Here is an 18,490-nt window from a genome sequence, read left to right on the forward strand (position 1 = left end):
CGCGGCCGCGGACGGCGCCCGCGGCATCCGAGTCCACCAGGACGCCCTGACCGGGGAACGCGCGCTCGCGGCGAACGCCGAGCGATTCGGGCTCGCCGACCACTGCATCTCGCTGCCGCTCGGCGCCAACCTCATCCGCGGTGCGCGCGTCGTGCTGGTGCGCCTCCCTCGCGCGCTCGATGCGCTGCGTGATCTCGCCGGGCTCATCGCCGCGCACGCCTCGCCCGAGGTCGTCGTGTACGCCGGCGGGCGGGTCAAGCACATGTCGCTCGCGATGAACGACGTGCTGCGCGAGTACTTCGAGCGGGTCGACGTCACGCACGCGCGCCAGAAGTCGCGCGTGTTGGTGGCCCGCGGCCCGCACGACGGACGCGACCCGCGTCCGCGGCGGGCCGTGCACGACGGTTTCGTCGTGTGCGCGTTCGGCGGCGCCTTCGCGGGCGCCGCGATCGACATCGGCACGAGGTTCCTGCTCGAGCACCTGCCGTCGGTCATCCCCGCCGACGGCGTCGTGATCGACCTCGCATGCGGCACCGGCGTCATCGCGACGACCCTCGCCCTGCGGCATCCCGGCATCCGCGTCATCGCGTGCGATCAGTCGGCCGCCGCCGTCGCCTCGGCGCGCGCCACCGCCGAGGCGAACGGCGTGAGCGCACAGGTGGACGTCGTCCGCGACGACATGCTCGCGTCGCAGCCGGACGGCATCGCCTCGCTCATCGCCGTGAACCCGCCGTTCCACTCGGGCTCGGCCGTGCACGAGGGGATGGCGCCGCGCATGTTCGCCGACGCCGCGCGCGCGCTTCGTCCCGACGGCGAGCTGTGGGCGGTATGGAACTCCGCGCTGAGATATCGACCGGTGCTCGAGCGGATCGTCGGGCCGACGCGCCAGATCGCACGCAACAGCAAGTTCACCGTCACCGCCTCGGAGAGGCGCTGACGCACGGACCCCCGGCTCTCAGTCGGTCGTGTCGCCCTCACCCCCGCACGGGACCGGTTCGCGATGACGGATGCCGAGCGCGTCGGCACCCCCCGATGCTCTTCGTTCGGTCGAAGACTTCGGGAGGGCCGGGCCTCAGCGCTGGGGACGCCGAGACCCGGCCGCCACGGATACCGCACTCCCCCAAGGCGAACGAGCTCCGCGGCATGGAGCGGTGTTGGGGACACCGCGTCCGTGGGTGCTGGGGACACCCGTGATGACGCTATCAATGGCCGGGCGAATCGGCGAACGGAGTCGGCCCGCGACACGCCGATTGGTCCAACCACCGGACGCTGTGCGCGAGACGCCGAAGCACGCCCAGGCGTACCCTCGACGCATGGGACACGCCGACCTCTACACCGCACGGTTCGACGTGGTGGGCGAAAGCGCCCGCAAGCGCTTCACGGTCGGAGAGGAGCATCGAGACCGGGAGGCGAACGGCGCCATCCCGACGGAGGCCTGGTTCCACGGTGAGGAGTATCGGTTCGACGTAGAAGACGGGGACGGCGTCGCCATTTGCGTGAGAAGGCTTGAAACCGTGCGCCGCGGTCGCGACGAACCGCGAAGCCCAGTACCTCGCAGCCCCGCGTAGCTGCGCGGACCGGACGGAAGCGAGCTGTGGATGCGGAAACGACAACAATCCGAGTCGCGAGAGGCGCTGTCGCGACGCAGCTTCCTCGCATGGAGCGGCACCGTCGGCGTCGCACTCGCCTCCGCCGCCTGTGCACCCGGAATCGCGCCGCGGCCGAGTCCGTCGGCGAGCTTCTCCGCTTCGCCGAGCACGTCGCGCGGCTGGTCCGTCACCTGGGAGGACGACTTCACCGGCGGTGGGCTGGACGACGCCGTGTGGACGGCGGCTGATTACGGCGGCAACCGAGATCTGGGCGAACAGCAATACAACTCGCCGTCGATGGTCTCCATCGAAAACGGCATACTGGTGCTGCGAGCCCGTCGAGAGAACCGCGACGGGTACCCGTTCGTTGCCGGCAGCATCTCCTCGAAGGACAAGCTCGCCGTCGGCCCCTACGGGCGGCTCACCACGCGTCAGTTGCTGGGTCCGGGCACGGGTATCGGCTTCGGCGTCTGCCTCTACGGCGTTGACATCGACGACGTGGGGTGGCCCGCATGCGGTGAGATCGATGCCACGGAAGTGGCGCTCGCCAGGCCCAGCTCGCCATTCGCTTCGGTGCATGGACCGGGATACTCAGGCGGCTCACCGATCTCAACGACAGGAGATGTGCCTTCATTAGTGGATCGGTGGGCGGAACATTCGCTCGTGTGGGAGAGAGACCGAATCTCCTGGGCGATTGACGGCGCGACGTACGCGGTCGCCGAGGCCAGTGACGCACGTGCCGCGGGCGGCTGGCCGTTCGACAAGCCCTTCTTCATCACCGTCGTGCTCACCATCGGTTCAGCGCTGTCCGGCCTCGTCGACGAGGCGACATGGCCCCGCGATACGGCAGGTCACCCCGTCGATGCGTACGCCGGCGTGGATTTCGTGAGATTCGAGCAGCGCGCGGAGTGAGAATCCTTTCATCTTGAGCAGGCGGCGATGATCCGCTGTTGTGGCGCATCCGAACCCTGAGTAACGTCCGAATCGCTCCGCGCTTCGGTTCTCGTCGGCTCCAGCGCATCACCGCGTGATGTCAACGAAGACCCCGGCCTGCACTGGCATCCCCGAGCTGAGGGAAGTCACCATGAGCAATGCACGAGCACCCCGGGCGCTGATGGTCGCAGCCATTCTTGTCGTCGGCCTGGTCGTGAGCACGTCCGCGCCCGCCGCGGCGGATACACCGGAGCCGTGGATGGACACGTCCCTGACACCGGACGAGCGCGCGCAGTTGCTCGTGGACGTGCTCACCCTCGAGGAGAAGGTCACGCTTCTCATCCAGTCCGGCGGCCCTGGCTTGCCCCTGTACGGCGTGCCGCCAATCCGCGGAAAGGATGGCTGCTGCGGAGTCGCCGTCACAGATACGGCGTCCACGGCTCTGCCGGTCGGCATCGCGCTCGCTTCGACCTTCGATCTCGCCGCGGCAGAGTCGTACGGCGCGGTTGCGGGCAACGAGGCGCGCGCGTTCGGCTTCAACGGGCTCGCCGGTCCGACGATGGACCTGCTGACGACGCCTCTGAACGGCCGGATGTGGGAGGCGTTCGGCGAGGATCCGCTGCTGAGCGGAGAGATCGCGGCGGCACAGACGAACGGCACCCAGAGCGAGGACATCTCCGTCATCGCCAAGCACTACAACCTGAACACCCAGGAGACGCGCCGCGGCCATGTCGACGCCGTCGTGGACGAGCGCACCCTGCAGGAGGTCTACACCCGGCCGTGGGAAGCCCTGCTGCGCGACGCTGACCCAGGCGCCGTGATGTGCGCGTTCAACAAGGTCAACGGCGAGTATGCCTGCGGCAACGACGTGTTGCTCAACGGCATCCTGAAGGGTCAACTCGGCTTCGACGGGTACGTCTCGTCGGACTTCGACGCGACTCACTCGTTCGAGGATTACGAGGCCGGACTCGACGTGCCGGGGCCGAGCTACGACTACTCCGCGGACGCGCTTCTGGCTGCGGTCGAAGACGGTCTGGTTTCACAGGAGCGGGTGACGGATGCCGCTCGCCGCGTGCTGCGCACCTTCTTCGCGCTGGGGATCATCGACAACCCCCCTACTGGCTCTTTCGAGAACCCGCAACCGGCGTCCACGCCGTTGGATGCGGCAACCGTTGCCGCCCACGACGACGTCGCGGAGAGCGTGGCGAACGCGTCCGCCGTTCTGCTGCGCAATGACGGAACGCTGCCGCTCGCGGACGAGGGATCGATCGCCGTCATCGGCGCTGACGCCGACTGGTACATCGACGGCGGGGGCAGTGGTGCGATCCAGCAGCCCGCCGCGCTCACGACGATCCTCGAAGGCATCACTGACCGCAGCAACGCGGAGGTCACCTACGCGGCCGGAACCGACCCGGTGTCGCTCGCCGACACGCTGCCAGGTCCGATCCCGGTGCCCTCCTCCGTGATGCGACCTTCCAGTGGCGCCGACGAGGATGGGCTCACTGCGTACTACTTCACCGGCGTCGGATTCCCGGGCGAGCCGACACTGATCCGCACCGAGCCGCAGGTCAACTACCGGACCGGCATCTCGAACGACGCCATCAACACCTCGCAGCGCCCGAGCCCCGGCGTGCCTTTCGCGGTGCAGCCGATCTCGGTGGTCTGGAGCGGCACCCTGACCGCGCCAGCGAGCGGCTCCTACGAGTTCTCGCTCAGCCACCTGGGCACCGCAAAGCTGCTCATCGACGGGGAGACGCTGATCGACGACCCCGGCACTGACTACGGTACGCAGTCCGTGACCGTCGAGCTGACCGAAGGTCAGGAGTACTTCGTCGAGATCAGCTACGAGACCGACGCGGCAAATCAGTTCAATGGCGGCCTCAATGACCAGCCTGGGGCGATGGTGCGGTTCGGCTGGGTGCCGCCGGAAGGCGTGCTCGACCCGACCATCGAACAAGCGGTGGCCGCCGCCTCGACGGCCGACACCGCGGTCATCGTGGCGCGCGACTACACCGGAGAAGCAGCAGACCGCGGATCGCTCGTCCTGCCTCAGAATCAGGATGCGCTCATCGAAGCCGTGGCCGCCGTGAACGACCGCACGGTCGTCGTACTGGCGACGAGCGGTCCTGTGACGATGCCGTGGGTCGATGATGTCGAAGCCGTGCTCGAGGCGTGGTACCCGGGACAGGCTCAGGGCCGTTCGGTCGCAGGAATCCTCTTCGGAGACGTGAACCCATCAGGGAAGCTTCCGGTGACATTCCCTGTCGACGATGCACAGGTCGACGCCGTGGGCGGGGAGTTCCAGCATCCGTTCGAGGAGGTCACCGAGTTGGAGCCCACCGCGGTGTACGACGAGGGCATCTACGTCGGTTACAAGGCCTACATCGAACAAGGCGCTACACCCCTGTTCCCCTTCGGACACGGCCTGTCCTACACGTCGTTCGAATACGGCTCAGCGGTCGCGACGGCCAGCGTCGACCCGAGTTCGACCGATCCTGTCGCCACGACCGCAACCGTACGTGTCACGAATACGGGCGCGGTCAGCGGCACCGAGGTCGTGCAGGCCTATGTAGGGAATCTTCCCACCGATGTCGAAACCGTGGATCGAGCTCTCGCCGGCTTCGTGCGGGTGACCCTCGAGCCGGGCGAGAGCGCAGACGTGGCGGTCCCCATCGACCTGCGTTCGCTGCAGTACTGGGACACGGAGGCGGACGCCTGGGTCACGCCCACCGGCACGGTGCCGGTGTTCGTGGGTGGGTCATCGGCTCAGACCCCTGCCGAAGGAGTCATCACTGTGGCGCCGCCGGACACCGCGGCTCCGACGGTGACGATGTCGGCTGAGCCGACGACACCGAACGGCGACAACGGCTGGTACACCGTTCCCGTGACGCTGACATTCACGGCATCCGACGAGAGTGATCCGGCACCGGTTGTCGAGGTGAGCGTCAATGGGAGCGCGTACGCCGTCCAGGATGGACCGCTGGTGGTGGAGGAGGACGGCGTGTACACCGTGAATGCCCGCGCGACCGACGCGGCAGGCAACGTCTCGCAGGTGGCCACGACCGAGGTCAAGATCGACAGCACCGCGCCCACGGTGACTGCGACTCGGAGCTGGCTGCGAATCCTCGCGACGCTGACCGCCACGGATGAGACGTCGGGCGTTGCGAGCATCGGGTACCGGCATGGCATCCAAGTCCGTGGCGACACTGTGTACACGCCGTGGCGAGAAACCAGAAGCGGCATCGTCCTCGCCCGGATCCCCCGCCTGTTCCTCGAGTTCCGAGCCACCGATGGAGCCGGAAACGTCAGCGAGGTGCAAACCGACCGCCGCACGAGTGGCTGATACGGCGACTGCCCCGTCGGAGCGCCAGATCGTTGGTCTCAACGTTCCGGCCACGGGCCAGAAACGTCCCTCTGCATCACGAGAGCATCTCGGTTCCCGGCTTCGACGAGCGCGGGCCATCTTGATCGCGGATCTCTACGCCCCTAGAAGTCCCAGTCCTTATCTTCGGTGGCCTCGGCCTTGCCGATGACGTACGACGAGCCCGACCCCGAGAAGAAGTCGTGGTTCTCGTCGGCGTTCGGCGACAGGGCCGACAGGATCGCCGGGTTCACATCGGTGACCGTCGCAGGGAACATCGCCTCGTAGCCGAGGTTCATGAGGGCCTTGTTGGCGTTGTAGTGCAGGAACTTCTTGACGTCCTCGGTGAGGCCGACGCCGTCGTAGAGGTCCTGCGTGTACTGCACCTCGTTGTCGTAGAGCTCGTACAGCAGCGAGAAGGTGTAGTCCTTGAGGTCATCGCGCGTGGCCTGGTCGACCACCTCGAGTCCCTTCTGGAACTTGTAGCCGATGTAGTACCCGTGCACGGCCTCGTCGCGGATGATGAGGCGGATGAGGTCGGCCGTGTTGGTCAGCTTCGCCCGGCTCGACCAGTGCATCGGGAGGTAGAACCCCGAGTAGAACAGGAACGACTCCAGCAGCGTCGAGGCGACCTTGCGCTTGAGGGGCTCGTCGCCGCGGTAGTACTCCATGACGATGCGGGCCTTCTTCTGAAGGTTCTCATTCTCGATCGACCAGCGGAACGCCTCGTCGATCTCCTTCGTCGAGCACAGCGTCGAGAAGATCGACGAGTAGGACTTCGCGTGCACCGACTCCATGAAGGCGATGTTCGTGTAGACGGCCTCCTCGTGCGGCGTGATCGCGTCGGGGATCAACGACACGGCGCCGACGGTGCCCTGGATCGTGTCGAGCAGCGTCAAACCCGTGAAGACCCGCATCGTGAGGGTCTGCTCCTCGGGGGTGAGCGTGTTCCACGACTGGATGTCGTTCGACAGCGGCACCTTCTCGGGGAGCCAGAAGTTGTTCACGAGGCGGTTCCACACCTCGAGGTCCTTGTCGTCCTGGATGCGATTCCAGTTGATGGCCTGGACGTGATCCAGGAGCTGGAGCTTCTCGCTCATTTTCTCTCTTCTCAGAAGTTCCGGATCAGACGATCACAGCGTGCAGCTGACGCACTCGCTCATGTCGGTGCCTTCGAGGGCCATCTGACGCAGGCGGATGTAGTAGATCGTCTTGATGCCCTTGCGCCAGGCGTAGATCTGGGCCTTGTTGATGTCGCGGGTGGTGGCGGTGTCCTTGAAGAACAGCGTCAGCGACAGGCCCTGATCGACGTGCTGGGTTGCAGCCGCGTAGGTGTCGATGACCTTCTCGTAGCCGATCTCGTACGCGTCCTGGTAATACTCCAGGTTGTCGTTCGTCATGAACGCCGCCGGGTAGTAGACGCGACCGAGCTTGCCCTCCTTGCGGATCTCGATCTTCGCCGCGATCGGGTGGATCGACGACGTCGAGTTGTTGATGTACGAGATCGAGCCGGTCGGGGGCACGGCCTGCAGGTTCTGGTTGTAGATGCCGTGGGCCTGGATGGAGATCTTCAGCTCGCGCCAGTCGTCCTGCGTGGGGATGTGGTGCCCGGCGAACATCTCCTTGACCTTGTCGGTCGCAGGGCTCCACTCCTGGTCGATGTACTTGTCGAAGAACTCACCCGACGCGTACGTGGAGTCCCAGAAGCCGTCGAAGACCTCGCCTCGCTCGATGGCGATCCTGTTGGACGCCCGCAGCGCGTGGAACAGCACCGTGTAGAAGTAGATGTTCGTGAAGTCGACACCCTCTTCCGAGCCGTAGTACACGTGCTCACGCGCGAGGTACCCGTGCAGGTTCATCTGGCCGAGACCGATCGCGTGCGAGCGGTCGTTGCCGTCCTCGATGGAGCGCACCGAGCGGATGTGGCTTTGGTCGCTGACCGCGGTGAGCGCCCGGATGCTGGTCTCGACCGTGCGCGCCAGGTCGCCGCCGTCCATCGCCAGGGCGATGTTGAGCGAGCCGAGGTTGCACGAGATGTCCTTGCCGATCTGGTCGTACGAGAGGTCCTCGTTGAACGTCGTCGGCGTGTTCACCTGCAGGATCTCGCTGCACAGGTTCGACATGTTGATCCGGCCCTTGATCGGGTTGGCCCGGTTCACCGTGTCTTCGAACATGATGTACGGATAGCCCGACTCGAACTGGATCTCGGCCAGGGTCTGGAAGAACTCCCGCGCGTTGATCTTGGTCTTCTTGATGCGCGGGTCGTCGACCATCTCGCGGTACTTCTCGCTCACCGAGATGTCACCGAACGGCACGCCGTACACGCGCTGCACGTCGTACGGCGAGAACAGGTACATGTCCTCGTCGTTCTTGGCGAGCTCGAACGTGATGTCGGGGATGACGACCCCGAGCGACAGCGTCTTGATGCGGATCTTCTCGTCGGCGTTCTCGCGCTTGGTGTCGAGGAATCGCATGATGTCGGGGTGGTGCGCCGACAGGTACACCGCGCCCGCACCCTGACGTGCGCCGAGCTGGTTGGCGTACGAGAACGAGTCTTCGAGGAGCTTCATCACGGGGATGATGCCCGAGGACTGGTTCTCGATCTGCTTGATCGGGGCCCCCGACTCGCGGATGTTCGACAGCAGCAGCGCCACGCCGCCGCCGCGCTTGGACAGCTGCAGCGACGAGTTGATGCCGCGCGAGATCGACTCCATGTTGTCTTCGATGCGCAGCAGGAAGCACGAGACGAGCTCACCCCGCTGCGCCTTGCCGGCGTTGAGGAACGTGGGCGTCGCCGGCTGGAAGCGGCCGGAGATGATCTCGTCCACCAGCGACGTGGCCAGCGCCTCATCGCCGTCGGCGAGCGCGAGCGCGGTCATCACCACGCGGTCTTCGAACCGTTCGAGGTAGCGCTTGCCGTCGAAGGTCTTCAGCGTATAGCTCGTGTAGTACTTGAACGCGCCGAGGAACGTCTCGAAGCGGAACTTCTTGCCGTACGCGAAGTCGTTGAGCTGCTGGATGAACTCGAACGAGTACTTCTCGAGCACCTCCGGCTCGTAGTACTCCTTCTCGACGAGGTAGTCCAGCCGCTCCTTGAGCGAGTGGAAGAACACCGTGTTCTGGTTGACGTGCTGCAGGAAGTACTCCCGCGCAGCGCGCTTGTCGGCGTCGAACTGGATCTTGCCGTTCGCGTCGTAGAGGTTGAGCATCGCGTTGAGGGCGTGATAGTCCATGCCCTCGAAGCGTGCCTCCGTCTTGAAGTCCGCCTCGGTCAGAGTTCCCACCATCGTTCCAATCCCGCGTTCACGCGTTCCACATCTTCTGGCGTGCCGAATACTTCGAGCCGGTACAAGTGCGGCACGTTGCACTTGCGGCTGATGATGTCGCCGGCGACGCAGAACGCATCGCCGAAGTTGGTGTTCCCCGCCGAGATCACTCCGCGGATGAGGCCCCGGTTGCGCTCGTCGTTGAGGAACCGGATGACCTGCTTGGGCACGGCGCCCTTCTCATGGCCTCGACCCTGGCCTCCGCCATAGGTCGGGGTGATGAGGACGTAGGGCTCGTCGACCACGAGCGCCGGATCCCCGGAATGCAGCGGGATCCGGACCGCTCTGGCTCCCAGCTTCTCGACGAACCGGGCGGTGTTGCCCGAGACGCTCGAGAAGTAGACCAGGAGAGGCGCGCTCGTCGCGACGCGCTGCGCCACGACTGCGGACACGGTCAGGCCAGACGTGCGGCGAGCTCGTCGATCTTGTCGGGGCGGAAGCCCGACCAGTGGTCTTCATCGGTGATGACGACCGGCGCCTGGAGGTACCCCAGCGCCTTCACCTGCTCGAGGGCCGAAGGGTCCTCCGAGAGGTCGTGGACTTCGTATTCGATCCCCTTCGAGTCGAGTGCTCGATAGGTCGCCGTGCACTGAACGCACGCGGGCTTCGTGTAGACCGTGATCGCCATCTCGATTCCGTCTCCCTCACATCGCTTTCCGGTCGCATCCGGATGATTCTCCAGCGGGCCCCCCACCGGGAGTCCAATACTACATATGGGTACCGACATTCGACAGCACCACAAGGGGTAGTAGTTACATCCGTGTGATTTTCCACCGTTCTCCCCATATACAACACAGGTTCTCCACCGATTCATCCACAATCGGCGAAGGCTGGAAAACGCCTGGATCACACGGGATTCGGATGCCACGGCCACATCCATCCACAGCTGCGACGCTAGATCGGGGCTCCGACATCGGATGCGCTTGTGGACGGCACGCACGGCGTGTCGCGGCGTGTCGTGTCGCGGGGCCCAGGCACTAGCGTTGTGTGGTGGCCGGCTACCGCGATCTCCTCCGAACCCCCGGGATCGCCCGCATCATCGCGGCGCAGCTGACCGCGCGGTTCCCGAACGGCATGACGAGCCTGGCGATCCTGCTGCACATCGAGGCGGTGACCGGTTCGTACGGCGCGGCGGGACTGGTCCTGGCCGCCACATCGATCGGCCAGGCGGTCGCGGGGCCCGTGACCAGCCGCTGGATGGGCCGGTGGGGAATGCGGCGCGTGCTCACGACGACGCTGCTGGTGTGCGCGGCATCGCTGACCGCCATCGCCCTCCTCTCCCTGCCTCTGCCCGGCTACATGGCACTGGGGCTCCTCGGCGGCCTCTCGACGCCGCCGGTGCAGTCGGCGGTGCGCACGATCTACCCGAAGATGGTGACGTCAAGGCAGCTGACTCCCCTGTTCTCGCTCGACGCGTCGCTGCAGGAGATCATCTGGATCATCGCGCCGGTGCTGATCACGTTCGTCGCGACCCAGGTGGGCACCGTGCCGGCGCTGCTGCTCATCGTTGCGATCCTGCTGGGCGGCGGCGCGTGGTTCATCCTCTCGCCGGAGGTCGGGCGCGTGCGCATCCCCCGCAGCCGGCGCAGCATCGGCAAGGTGCTCGCCAAGCCAGCTGTGCTCCTGGCGACGGTGGTCGGCTTCCTGCTCATCGGCGGGTGCGCGGCGGTGGAGGCCGGCGTCGTGGCGACGTTCGATCACGGCGGCCTCGAGGCGGGAATCGTGCTCGCGGTCTTCGCCGTCGGGAGTCTTGCCGGTGGTCTCGCATTCGGGCACATCCCCATCGGACCCTGGGCGATGGCCCGGCGACTCGCGATCGTGACGGCGGGGCTCGCCCTGACGGTGGTGTCGCTCAATGCCTGGTGGCTGGGCGGCACGCTCGTGCTGGCAGGCATCGGCATCGCCCCCGCACTGGCGGTGATGTTCGCCATGACGTCGGCGAGCGTGAAGTTCAGCGACACCGCCGAAGCGTTCGGGTGGGTCGCGACCGGACAGCTCATCGGTGCGGCCGCCGGGTCGGCCGTCGCCGGATTCCTGATCGACGACATCGGACCCTCGGGTGCCTACGTGGCGGCGGCGGCGTTCACCGCGGTCGGCCTGCTGGTCGCGATCGTGTTCGTGCGGGGCTTCCCCGACCTGCGCGACCGCGACGCGAGTCCGATCCCCGACACCGAGCCGGTTCAGACCGTCGCCTAGCCCCGCCTCCGTCACGCGACGCGGCGCAGCATCTCCAGCACGGCCAGCGCGTAAGCGTCGGCCGGCTCGGGATGCTCGAACACGAGGACCTCCTCGGGTCCGGGGGCCCGCCGCAGCGCGATCTCGACCTCGTGCGTGTCGGGCAGGCGCCGCAGCGCCCGGAACGCCCCGCGCAGCAGCTCCCGCAGCTGATGCTCGTGCGGGAGCCACAGCGCGTCTTCGAGTGCGACGGAGTCCAGTGCCCACTCGGTCGTGCCGTTGAAGGCGAGGAGCTTGCCCGTCGGATACTCGCGCGGCTCGATCGTCATCTCGCTCACCGTGAAGACATCGGCCTCGAACTCCGGCTCATCGAGCTGGAACCGGTCACCCGAGCGCGGATGCCACACCAGGCCGGCATCTCGCAGGGCGATCGCCAGTTCGGTCGAGATCATGTCTCCATTGTGAGACCGTCACGCCGCGACGAGCTCTCCTGCCCCGTTGCGTGAGACCTCCGCCGCCCGCACGGGCTCGAGGTCGGGTACGACCGGCTCGGCGGCCCGGTCGTCCCAGTCGAGCACGATGCCGCCGCTGGAGTTGGCCTGGTTCGCGAGCTGACGCAGGTACTCCGAGTCGAGGGGCTCGGGGTCGGGGCTCGCGAAGACGAACCGCAGCGGGATGGACGGCTGCATCCAGATCGAGGTCCGACCGGGCGCCTCGCCGTCGCAGTGTCGCCAGGTCAGGAGGAAACTCTCGCCACGCCGCAGTTTGGTGGTCGTGACCACCTTCACGTGCGCGAGGATCCGGTCGGGGATCTCGGCCGGTCCGGTCTCGGATCCGTAGTAGAGGTGCGCCATGTCTCTTCCCTTTCTCCCGTGGTCTCTCACACTGTATCTCGTACAGCGTGTTTCAAGTTCACTGTATATGTATCTTACTTGCTTAGAAACCCCTCATCTGTCATATCCGGTGGTGTACTATGCTGAAGCCCGCAAAAGCTCCGCGGAGGTTTACCCATGCCCCTGACCGTCGTGCGACACGAAGGCGAACATCTCTACGCCGAACAGCCCAAGACAGAAGCCGGCCGCCGGCTGAGTGAAGCGATCCTGCACCTCTGGCGCGCCGAGCGGATTCAGATGGAGCAGGCGCAGCGCTCCTCCGAACTCTCCACGATGGACCTCACAGCGCTGCGCTACCTCGTCCAGGGTCGTCGCGATGGTCGCGACCTCGGCCCGAAAGACCTGATCGTCATGCTCAACACGTCGAGCGCGACCGTCACCAACGTGATCGACCGGCTGGTCGCGCGGGGGTACGTCGCCCGCGAGCAGCATCCCACCGACCGGCGAGCCCACTACACCGTGGCGACGGATGCCGCGGTGCAGCGCGTCGACGACTCCTTCGCGCCCCACCACTCCGCGATCGTGGCGGTCATCGACAGCCTCCCCGAGCACGAGGCCGAGTGCGCGGCCGACGTCATCCGTCGCATCGCGGCGGAGCTCGACAAGTTCGCGTGACGGATCACGGGGCCACCTAGGCTGAGGGCCATGTCCGCCCCCGTCCTTCTCCCCCGCCTGACGTGGGGGCCTGCCACCGCCTCCCATCGCGCGCTCCTGGTTCACGGGCTGGGGTCCAACGGCGCGCTCATGTGGCGCTACGGCGTCGCCCTCGCCGACGCCGGGTGGCGAGCCGATGCCATCGACCTTCGTGGCCACGGGACGGCCCCGCGCACGCTCGACTACACGCTCGCCGCCTACGCGGCCGACCTCTCCGACACGCGCCCTGACCTGCGCTCCGACGCCGTCGCCGAGCCATGGGACCTCGTCGTCGGTCACTCGCTCGGCGGCGCGGCATCCGTTCTCGCCGTCGCCGACCACCCGGCGTGGACGCGCCGGCTCGTGCTCATCGACCCCGCCATCGCACTCACCGACCGCGATCGTGAGATCGTGCGCGACAGCCAGAGTCGCTCGTTCGACGATCCGAGCCAGGAAGCGGTGCGCTCGGAGCATCCGCGGTGGCACGAGCAGGATGTCGAGCTCAAGGCGCTGTCGGCGCAGCAGGCGAGCCGCTGGGCGGTGGAGGAGACCAGCATCCAGAACCGCACCTGGGATGTGAGCTCCGCTGCGCTGCGCGTAGAGGTGCCGACACACGTCATCGCCTCGGATCCGTCGGTGTACTCGATCTTCGCCGGCAAGCCCGCCGAGAAGGTGATCGCCCGCAATCGTCTGTTCACGATGTCGATCGTCGAGGGAGCCGGCCACTCCCCGCACCGGGATGCGCCGGACGCGACGATCGCGGCACTCCTGGGCGCACTCGACTGAGCAGAGCCACGCGCGATCGCGACGCGACCGCGCCGCGCTCGCGTGATTGGCGCAAGAATGGCGGGATGGCCCCATTCGATCCGCGCGACATCCTGACCGACGAGCTGCTCGAGCGGTTCCGCGAGCGAGCGGCGGTCCACGACCGCGAGAACACGTTCCCCGACGACGACCTGGCCGACCTGAAGGATGCCGGCTACCTGGCGATCCTGGTGCCGCGCGAGCTCGGCGGTGCCGGGCTCGGGCTGACCGAGGCATCCGCCCTGCAGCAGCGACTCGCCACGGCCGCGCCGGCGACCGCCCTCTCGGTCAACATGCACCTCGTGTGGACCGGCGTCGCCAAGGTGCTGGACGACCGGGGTCTCGACGCGCTGCGGTTCGTGCAGGAGGGCGCCGCCGCGGGCGAGGTGTTCGCGTTCGGGATCAGCGAGGCCGGAAACGATCTCGTGCTGTTCGGCAGCGACACGGATGCCGCGCCCCTCCCCGACGGCGGCTATGCGTTCACCGGAACGAAGATCTTCACCTCGCTCGCCCCGGCCTGGACGCACCTCGGCCTGCACGGCCTCGACACGACGTCGGAGGACGCGCCGACGCTGGTCTACGCCTTCGTGCCCCGCAGTGAAGAGGCGCAGGGCCGTGTCGTCACCCGCGACGACTGGGACACGCTCGGCATGCGCGCCACGCAGAGCCGCACGACCGAGCTGCACGGCGCGATCGCCGCGGCCGGGCACGTCGTGCGGCGCATCGACCCCGGGCCCAACCCCGATCCCATCGTGTTCGGCATCTTCAGCGTGTTCGAGCTGCTGCTCGCGTCCGTGTACACCGGCGTCGCGCGGCGCGCGCTCGACGTCGCGGTCGAGACGGCGGCGAAGCGCCGGTCGAAGCGCACCGGGCTCGCCTACAGCCAGGACCCCGACATCCGCCGGCGCATCGCCGACATGGCGCTCGCGTACGACGCGCTGCCGCCGCAGCTCGACGCCCTCTCGCGCGATGTCGACGCGCTCGCCGACCACGGTGCGCGCTGGTTCTCGCTGCTGGCCGGCGTCAAGCACCGTGCGGCCTCGACGGCGAAGCGGATCGTCGACGACGCGATGCTCGTCGCCGGCGGTTCGTCGTACTTCTCGAGGTCGGAGCTCTCGCGCCTCTACCGGGACGTGCTCGCGGGGCTGTTCCACCCGTCCGATCCCGAGTCGGCGCATTCGACGGTCGCGGCGGCCTGGCTCGGGCCGATCGAGGAGTGACTCAGCGTCGCAGCGCCAGGGGAGGCCATGCATCCGAGGTCCGCGCACCCCGCGCGTCGAATGCAGCTTCCGGACAATCCCTCGCAGGCTCGTCGTTCGCCTCGCGCAGCGGTCTGCGTCCCGGCTCGCGCGAGACGGGTGAGGACCCCGCACTCACCATGCGACGTTGAGGAGGTTCTGCGGCCACCCCCCCTTCTTCGCCGTGACGGCATCGCTCTTCAGGTTCGCGATGATCGCGTCGAGATCCGCGAACGCGGTGGCGATGGGATCCGGATGCGTGCCGTACCCGTCGCCGCCGGCGACGTATGAGCTCCCGTGCGGGAACTTCGTCGCGTACTCCTCATCCCTGCACGCGTAGGGGTCGCCCGCGTAGGCCTGACTCACCGCCTTGAGGATGTAGATCGCCTCGGGCGTGCCCTGCAGGCCGGAGGTCCGGAGATACTCCTGACGCAGACTGACGAATCCGTCCCTGGCCTGGGCGGCGGCGGCGCGCAGGCTCTGCGCGTAGTGCAGGATCTCATCGATCGCACTGGCCGGGATCTGTCGTTTCCCTCGCTGTGCGCCGGGCAGATAGATCTCGGCGATTTCGATCCTCTTGAGGTGGACGTAGAGCGCCGTCCCGAGCAGCAGCTGAGGCACGATGAAGCGAGCGATCGTCGGCTGAGCGCTGACCTTGTTGAGGATGTCGAACAGGCTGCCCTGGCTCGGGCTGAGCGCGCTCCTCCGGCTCGAAGTGAAGACGTCCTCGAGCTCGTCCGGCACCGGGTCTCCCGTCGAGGTGAACGACAGGATCTGCCGACTGCAGCTGCTGAACCACTGATAGTTGCTGGACACCGCGATCGCCGCTTCCTGTGCGATCTGCTGCTGCAGCACGTCCTTCATCGCGCGGCTGATCTCGTTGATGCCGGGCGGCTCGGGCGGCCCCTCAGGCTCCGCCAGCGTGCTGCCGAGAAGGCCCGCCACGACGCCGGTGAGCCCGGCGCCGACGGCGAACTTGGCGCCCGCCGCACTGAGCCCCGTGGAGAGCCCGTCGAGGAGCACGACGACGATCCCGATGACGTCTCTGAGCACGCCGTCGTCGGGCGACTCGTTGTCGGGCGGCGCCGTGCCGCGGATGCTCGCGGTGACGTTCGCGAGCTGCCAGTCGAGGTCGACGAGCACATGCTCCGTGTCGTTGGGCGTAATGACGAGGTGATGGTCGCTGTGCATGAGGTACGGGCCGACCGTGTCGGAGCCCTGGATGTAGAATTTCGAACTCTGCTCGGGGAGATTCACCGTCTGCTGCTGGCCGTCGTGGATATCGCGGCTGTCGTAGTACCGCGCGATCCACCCCCACGGCGGCGAATGGTGCCCCGGACTCTTGCCGCCGGCAAGGCCACCCGACTCGGCGTTCCACCCCGGTGCGGCGCCGTCGGTGCCGTTGTAGGCGTACCACGTCCGCGTGCCGCCGCGGCGATTGATGATCGTGTAGGAATGCGACATCGGCCCGATCTCCTTTCGCTCCTCCACACGCTAGGCGCCGCAAGGGCAGTCGGCATCGGGCATTTGCCCTAGTCCTGTCCGCACGGCGCCCTTTCGACGAGCTGCACGGCCGGCACGTCCACGCGGGTGCGCGAAATCTGCGCTGCGGGATGCCGGTCGCTTCCTCGCTCGGGCACGGCATCCGTACGCTCAGCCTCGGAGCGCCCGCGCCAGCAGCTGCACGAGCCGGACATGCAGGCGGAAGCTGCGCACCATCTCGCGGGTCGAGTGGAGGTTCATGACGAGGCGCAACCCGAGTTCGGGCACCGTGAAGGAGTGCACGCTGGTGACCCCCAGATGCCCCACCGGTCGCGGCAGTCCGCGCAGGAACGGTGAGAACCCGTCGTAGCGCACCTGCATGAGCCCCGCGCCGTAACGGATGCCGGGCCGGAAGCGGTGCTGCGCGGCCCCCATGGCCGAGCGCGAAGCGTCGCCGACGAACGCGCCGGCGCCCCAGGACGTCCAGAACCGCGACAGGTCGTCCAGCGTCGTGACGATGCCCCCGCCACCCCAGTCGCAGCTGAGTGCCCGTGCCCGGCTGAGCTCCTGGCGCCCCAGAACGAGGGGCCCGATGCCGAGCTCCCCCGCCGGATCGGCGGCGGACGACGCCCGGCCGCCGGGAACCGTGTGGAAGAGCAGGCACGAGTCCGCCATCCCCGCCGGAGCGAAGATCCGCTCGTGCAGCTGCGCACCGAGAGTGGCGCCGCCCGTCTCTTCGACGACTCGCGCGAGCAGCACATAGCCGGTGTCGGAGTACGCGAACCGGGCGCCAGGGGCGGCGATCGCGCGCTGGTGGTCGCGACTGAAGGCGAGCAGATCCGCCGGCGTCCAGAGCCGGTCGGGCTCCCGCTGGAGGAGGCGCGCGAAGGACGGCCCTCCGGTCGTTCTGCCGCCGAAGTAGTCCGCGGTACCGCTCGTGTGGGTCAGCAGCCGGCGCGTCGTGACCTCTGCGGCGCCGTCGCGGCCACCTCGCACGAAGAGCCCGCGCCAGTCGGCCGCCGGCAGCACGCGGGTGATCGGAGCGTCGAGATCGAGCCTGCGCTCTTCGGCGAGCGCGAATGCGAGGGTCGCCGTCATCGACTTCCCCGCGCTGGCCGCGTGGAACGGCCGCGCACGGTCGCCCGAGACGAACTCGAACCCGGGCGTCTGCACGAGGATCTGCCCGGGCGGCAGTCCGCGCGCCGCTCGCGAGCGGTCGACGGGCGCGACCGCGCGGGCCATCGCCGCCGCGAGGCGGTCGGGATCGACGACGGTCCGGATGGCAGAATCAGCCTCGACATCACTCACAGATATACCCCTTAGATATCTCCTCTAGATATATACCACTCGGGAGGGACGATGCAACAGGTCATCCTCGGGCTGCTCATCCTGCACGGCCCGCTGTCGCTCTACGCCGTGCAGCGCCAGTTTCAGCGGGGCATCTCGCTCTTCTACAGCGCCAGCTTCGGAAGTATTCAGCGCGCGCTCCGGCAACTCGCCGACAGAGGCCTCGCGACCGTGGGCGAGGGAGCCGACGCCCGCGGCAGCAAGCCTTACGCGGTCACCGATGCCGGCTACCGGGCGTGGCACGCGTGGATGCTGTCACCGCTCACCGGCGGCGACGCCGAAACCGCCGCGCTCGCCCGGGTCTTCTTCCTCGGCGTGCTCACGGACGACGACGAGCGCCGAGCCGTCGCGCGCTCCGTCCGTGCCCGCATCGACGCGGATCTCGCCGAGCTCGAACACGTCGCGCGGGACGTCGACGCCGCCGAGATCCCGGACGAGTTCGCCGACGTCTTCGTGTTCCAGCGAGCGACGCTGGACTACGGCATCCGCTCGAATCGACTCGCGCTCCAATGGTGCGACGAACTGGACCGGCGCCTCGGTCGCCCGCCCGGTGAAGCGTCGTCGCGATTCGAGAAGTGACGCGGGTCTCGGCACCCGTGTCGTCCCGCCAATGACCATCGAACGACGCACCAGAAGCGTGAGGAGCGGCTGGCCGAGGCCGCTCCGGCGCCCACCGCTCGGGCAGCTCGACGAGCCGCGGCCCCCGCCG

The 18,490-nt window shown here is 67.6% G+C and carries 17 protein-coding genes; 9 read left to right on the plus strand and 8 right to left on the minus strand.

The genetic code is table 11. The features are described from left to right. The 4 genes from EIO58_RS03680 to EIO58_RS03695 all read left to right on the plus strand — a co-directional run. Positions 1–937 (plus strand): class I SAM-dependent methyltransferase (locus EIO58_RS03680; protein ID WP_127818337.1); only part of this gene is annotated, 937 nt, incomplete at its 5' end. Positions 938–1,313: 376 nt separating this feature from the next. Further along, positions 1,314–1,568 (plus strand): hypothetical protein, encoded by a 255-nt coding sequence (locus EIO58_RS03685; protein WP_127818338.1) that lies wholly within the window; start codon positions 1,314–1,316, stop codon positions 1,566–1,568. Between the two features lie 252 nt (positions 1,569–1,820). Further along, on the plus strand, positions 1,821–2,501 hold the full coding sequence (locus EIO58_RS03690) for a glycoside hydrolase family 16 protein (protein WP_164861519.1): 681 nt from the start codon (positions 1,821–1,823) through the stop codon (positions 2,499–2,501). 172 nt (positions 2,502–2,673) lie between these two features. Beyond that, positions 2,674–5,865 (plus strand): glycoside hydrolase family 3 C-terminal domain-containing protein, encoded by a 3,192-nt coding sequence (locus EIO58_RS03695; protein ID WP_164861520.1) that lies wholly within the window; start codon positions 2,674–2,676, stop codon positions 5,863–5,865. Between the two features lie 143 nt (positions 5,866–6,008). On the opposite strand, the gene nrdF is transcribed toward EIO58_RS03695, so the two are convergent. Genes nrdF through nrdH form a run of 4 tightly spaced genes read right to left on the minus strand, consistent with a single transcriptional unit; the run spans position 6,009 to position 9,837 of the window. Next, positions 6,009–6,983: a class 1b ribonucleoside-diphosphate reductase subunit beta gene (gene nrdF / locus EIO58_RS03700; protein WP_127818341.1), complete on the minus strand. Its 975-nt coding sequence runs from the start codon at positions 6,981–6,983 to the stop codon at positions 6,009–6,011. 33 nt (positions 6,984–7,016) lie between these two features. Then, a complete protein-coding gene (gene nrdE / locus EIO58_RS03705) occupies positions 7,017–9,170 on the minus strand; it encodes a class 1b ribonucleoside-diphosphate reductase subunit alpha (protein ID WP_127818342.1) in 2,154 nt (717 codons plus the stop codon). Next, positions 9,155–9,601, minus strand: a complete 447-nt coding sequence (nrdI, locus tag EIO58_RS03710; RefSeq protein WP_205789119.1) for a class Ib ribonucleoside-diphosphate reductase assembly flavoprotein NrdI — start codon at positions 9,599–9,601, stop codon at positions 9,155–9,157. The genes nrdE and nrdI overlap by 16 nt, the downstream gene beginning before the upstream one ends. A 2-nt stretch (positions 9,602–9,603) precedes the next feature. Further along, on the minus strand, positions 9,604–9,837 hold the full coding sequence (nrdH, locus tag EIO58_RS03715; protein WP_127818343.1) for a glutaredoxin-like protein NrdH: 234 nt from the start codon (positions 9,835–9,837) through the stop codon (positions 9,604–9,606). A gap of 362 nt (positions 9,838–10,199) precedes the next feature. On the opposite strand from nrdH, the gene EIO58_RS03720 reads away from it, so the two are divergent. Continuing rightward, positions 10,200–11,405, plus strand: a complete 1,206-nt coding sequence (locus EIO58_RS03720) for an MFS transporter (protein ID WP_127818344.1) — start codon at positions 10,200–10,202, stop codon at positions 11,403–11,405. An 11-nt stretch (positions 11,406–11,416) separates the two neighbouring features. Here the strand turns inward: EIO58_RS03720 and EIO58_RS03725 are convergent, their stop codons facing one another. Beyond that, the gene (locus tag EIO58_RS03725; RefSeq protein WP_127818345.1) at positions 11,417–11,836 is read right to left on the minus strand and encodes a pilus assembly protein CpaE; all 420 of its coding nucleotides are present in this window, start codon (positions 11,834–11,836) and stop codon (positions 11,417–11,419) included. A gap of 18 nt (positions 11,837–11,854) precedes the next feature. Then, positions 11,855–12,238 carry a DUF7882 family protein gene (locus tag EIO58_RS03730; RefSeq protein WP_240658555.1) on the minus strand — a complete coding sequence of 128 codons (384 nt, stop codon included), beginning with the start codon at positions 12,236–12,238 and terminating at the stop codon, positions 11,855–11,857. A gap of 156 nt (positions 12,239–12,394) precedes the next feature. Between EIO58_RS03730 and EIO58_RS03735 the strand changes: the two genes are divergently transcribed. The 3 genes from EIO58_RS03735 (at position 12,395) to EIO58_RS03745 (ending at position 14,934) form a co-directional block, all read left to right on the plus strand. Then, positions 12,395–12,892, plus strand: a complete 498-nt coding sequence (locus EIO58_RS03735; RefSeq protein ID WP_127818346.1) for a MarR family winged helix-turn-helix transcriptional regulator — start codon at positions 12,395–12,397, stop codon at positions 12,890–12,892. A 30-nt stretch (positions 12,893–12,922) separates the two neighbouring features. Beyond that, positions 12,923–13,696, plus strand: a complete 774-nt coding sequence (locus EIO58_RS03740) for an alpha/beta fold hydrolase (protein WP_127818347.1) — start codon at positions 12,923–12,925, stop codon at positions 13,694–13,696. Between the two features lie 65 nt (positions 13,697–13,761). Next, complete coding sequence (locus tag EIO58_RS03745; protein ID WP_127818348.1) at positions 13,762–14,934, plus strand: acyl-CoA dehydrogenase family protein; 1,173 nt, start codon at positions 13,762–13,764, stop codon at positions 14,932–14,934. A gap of 153 nt (positions 14,935–15,087) precedes the next feature. Here EIO58_RS03745 and EIO58_RS03750 read toward each other — a convergent pair whose 3' ends face one another. Both EIO58_RS03750 and EIO58_RS03755 read right to left on the minus strand, forming a co-directional pair. Then, positions 15,088–16,416: a hypothetical protein gene (locus tag EIO58_RS03750; RefSeq protein ID WP_127818349.1), complete on the minus strand. Its 1,329-nt coding sequence runs from the start codon at positions 16,414–16,416 to the stop codon at positions 15,088–15,090. Between the two features lie 189 nt (positions 16,417–16,605). After that, positions 16,606–17,742 (minus strand): serine hydrolase domain-containing protein, encoded by a 1,137-nt coding sequence (locus EIO58_RS03755; protein WP_127818350.1) that lies wholly within the window; start codon positions 17,740–17,742, stop codon positions 16,606–16,608. A gap of 51 nt (positions 17,743–17,793) precedes the next feature. Between EIO58_RS03755 and EIO58_RS03760 the strand changes: the two genes are divergently transcribed. Then, positions 17,794–18,360: a PadR family transcriptional regulator gene (locus EIO58_RS03760; RefSeq protein WP_127818351.1), complete on the plus strand. Its 567-nt coding sequence runs from the start codon at positions 17,794–17,796 to the stop codon at positions 18,358–18,360. Positions 18,361–18,490: the final 130 nt, after the last annotated feature.

It is taken from the genome of Microbacterium sp. CPCC 204701 (assembly GCF_004010105.1).
In the GTDB taxonomy this organism is placed as follows: Bacteria; Actinomycetota; Actinomycetes; order Actinomycetales; family Microbacteriaceae; genus Microbacterium.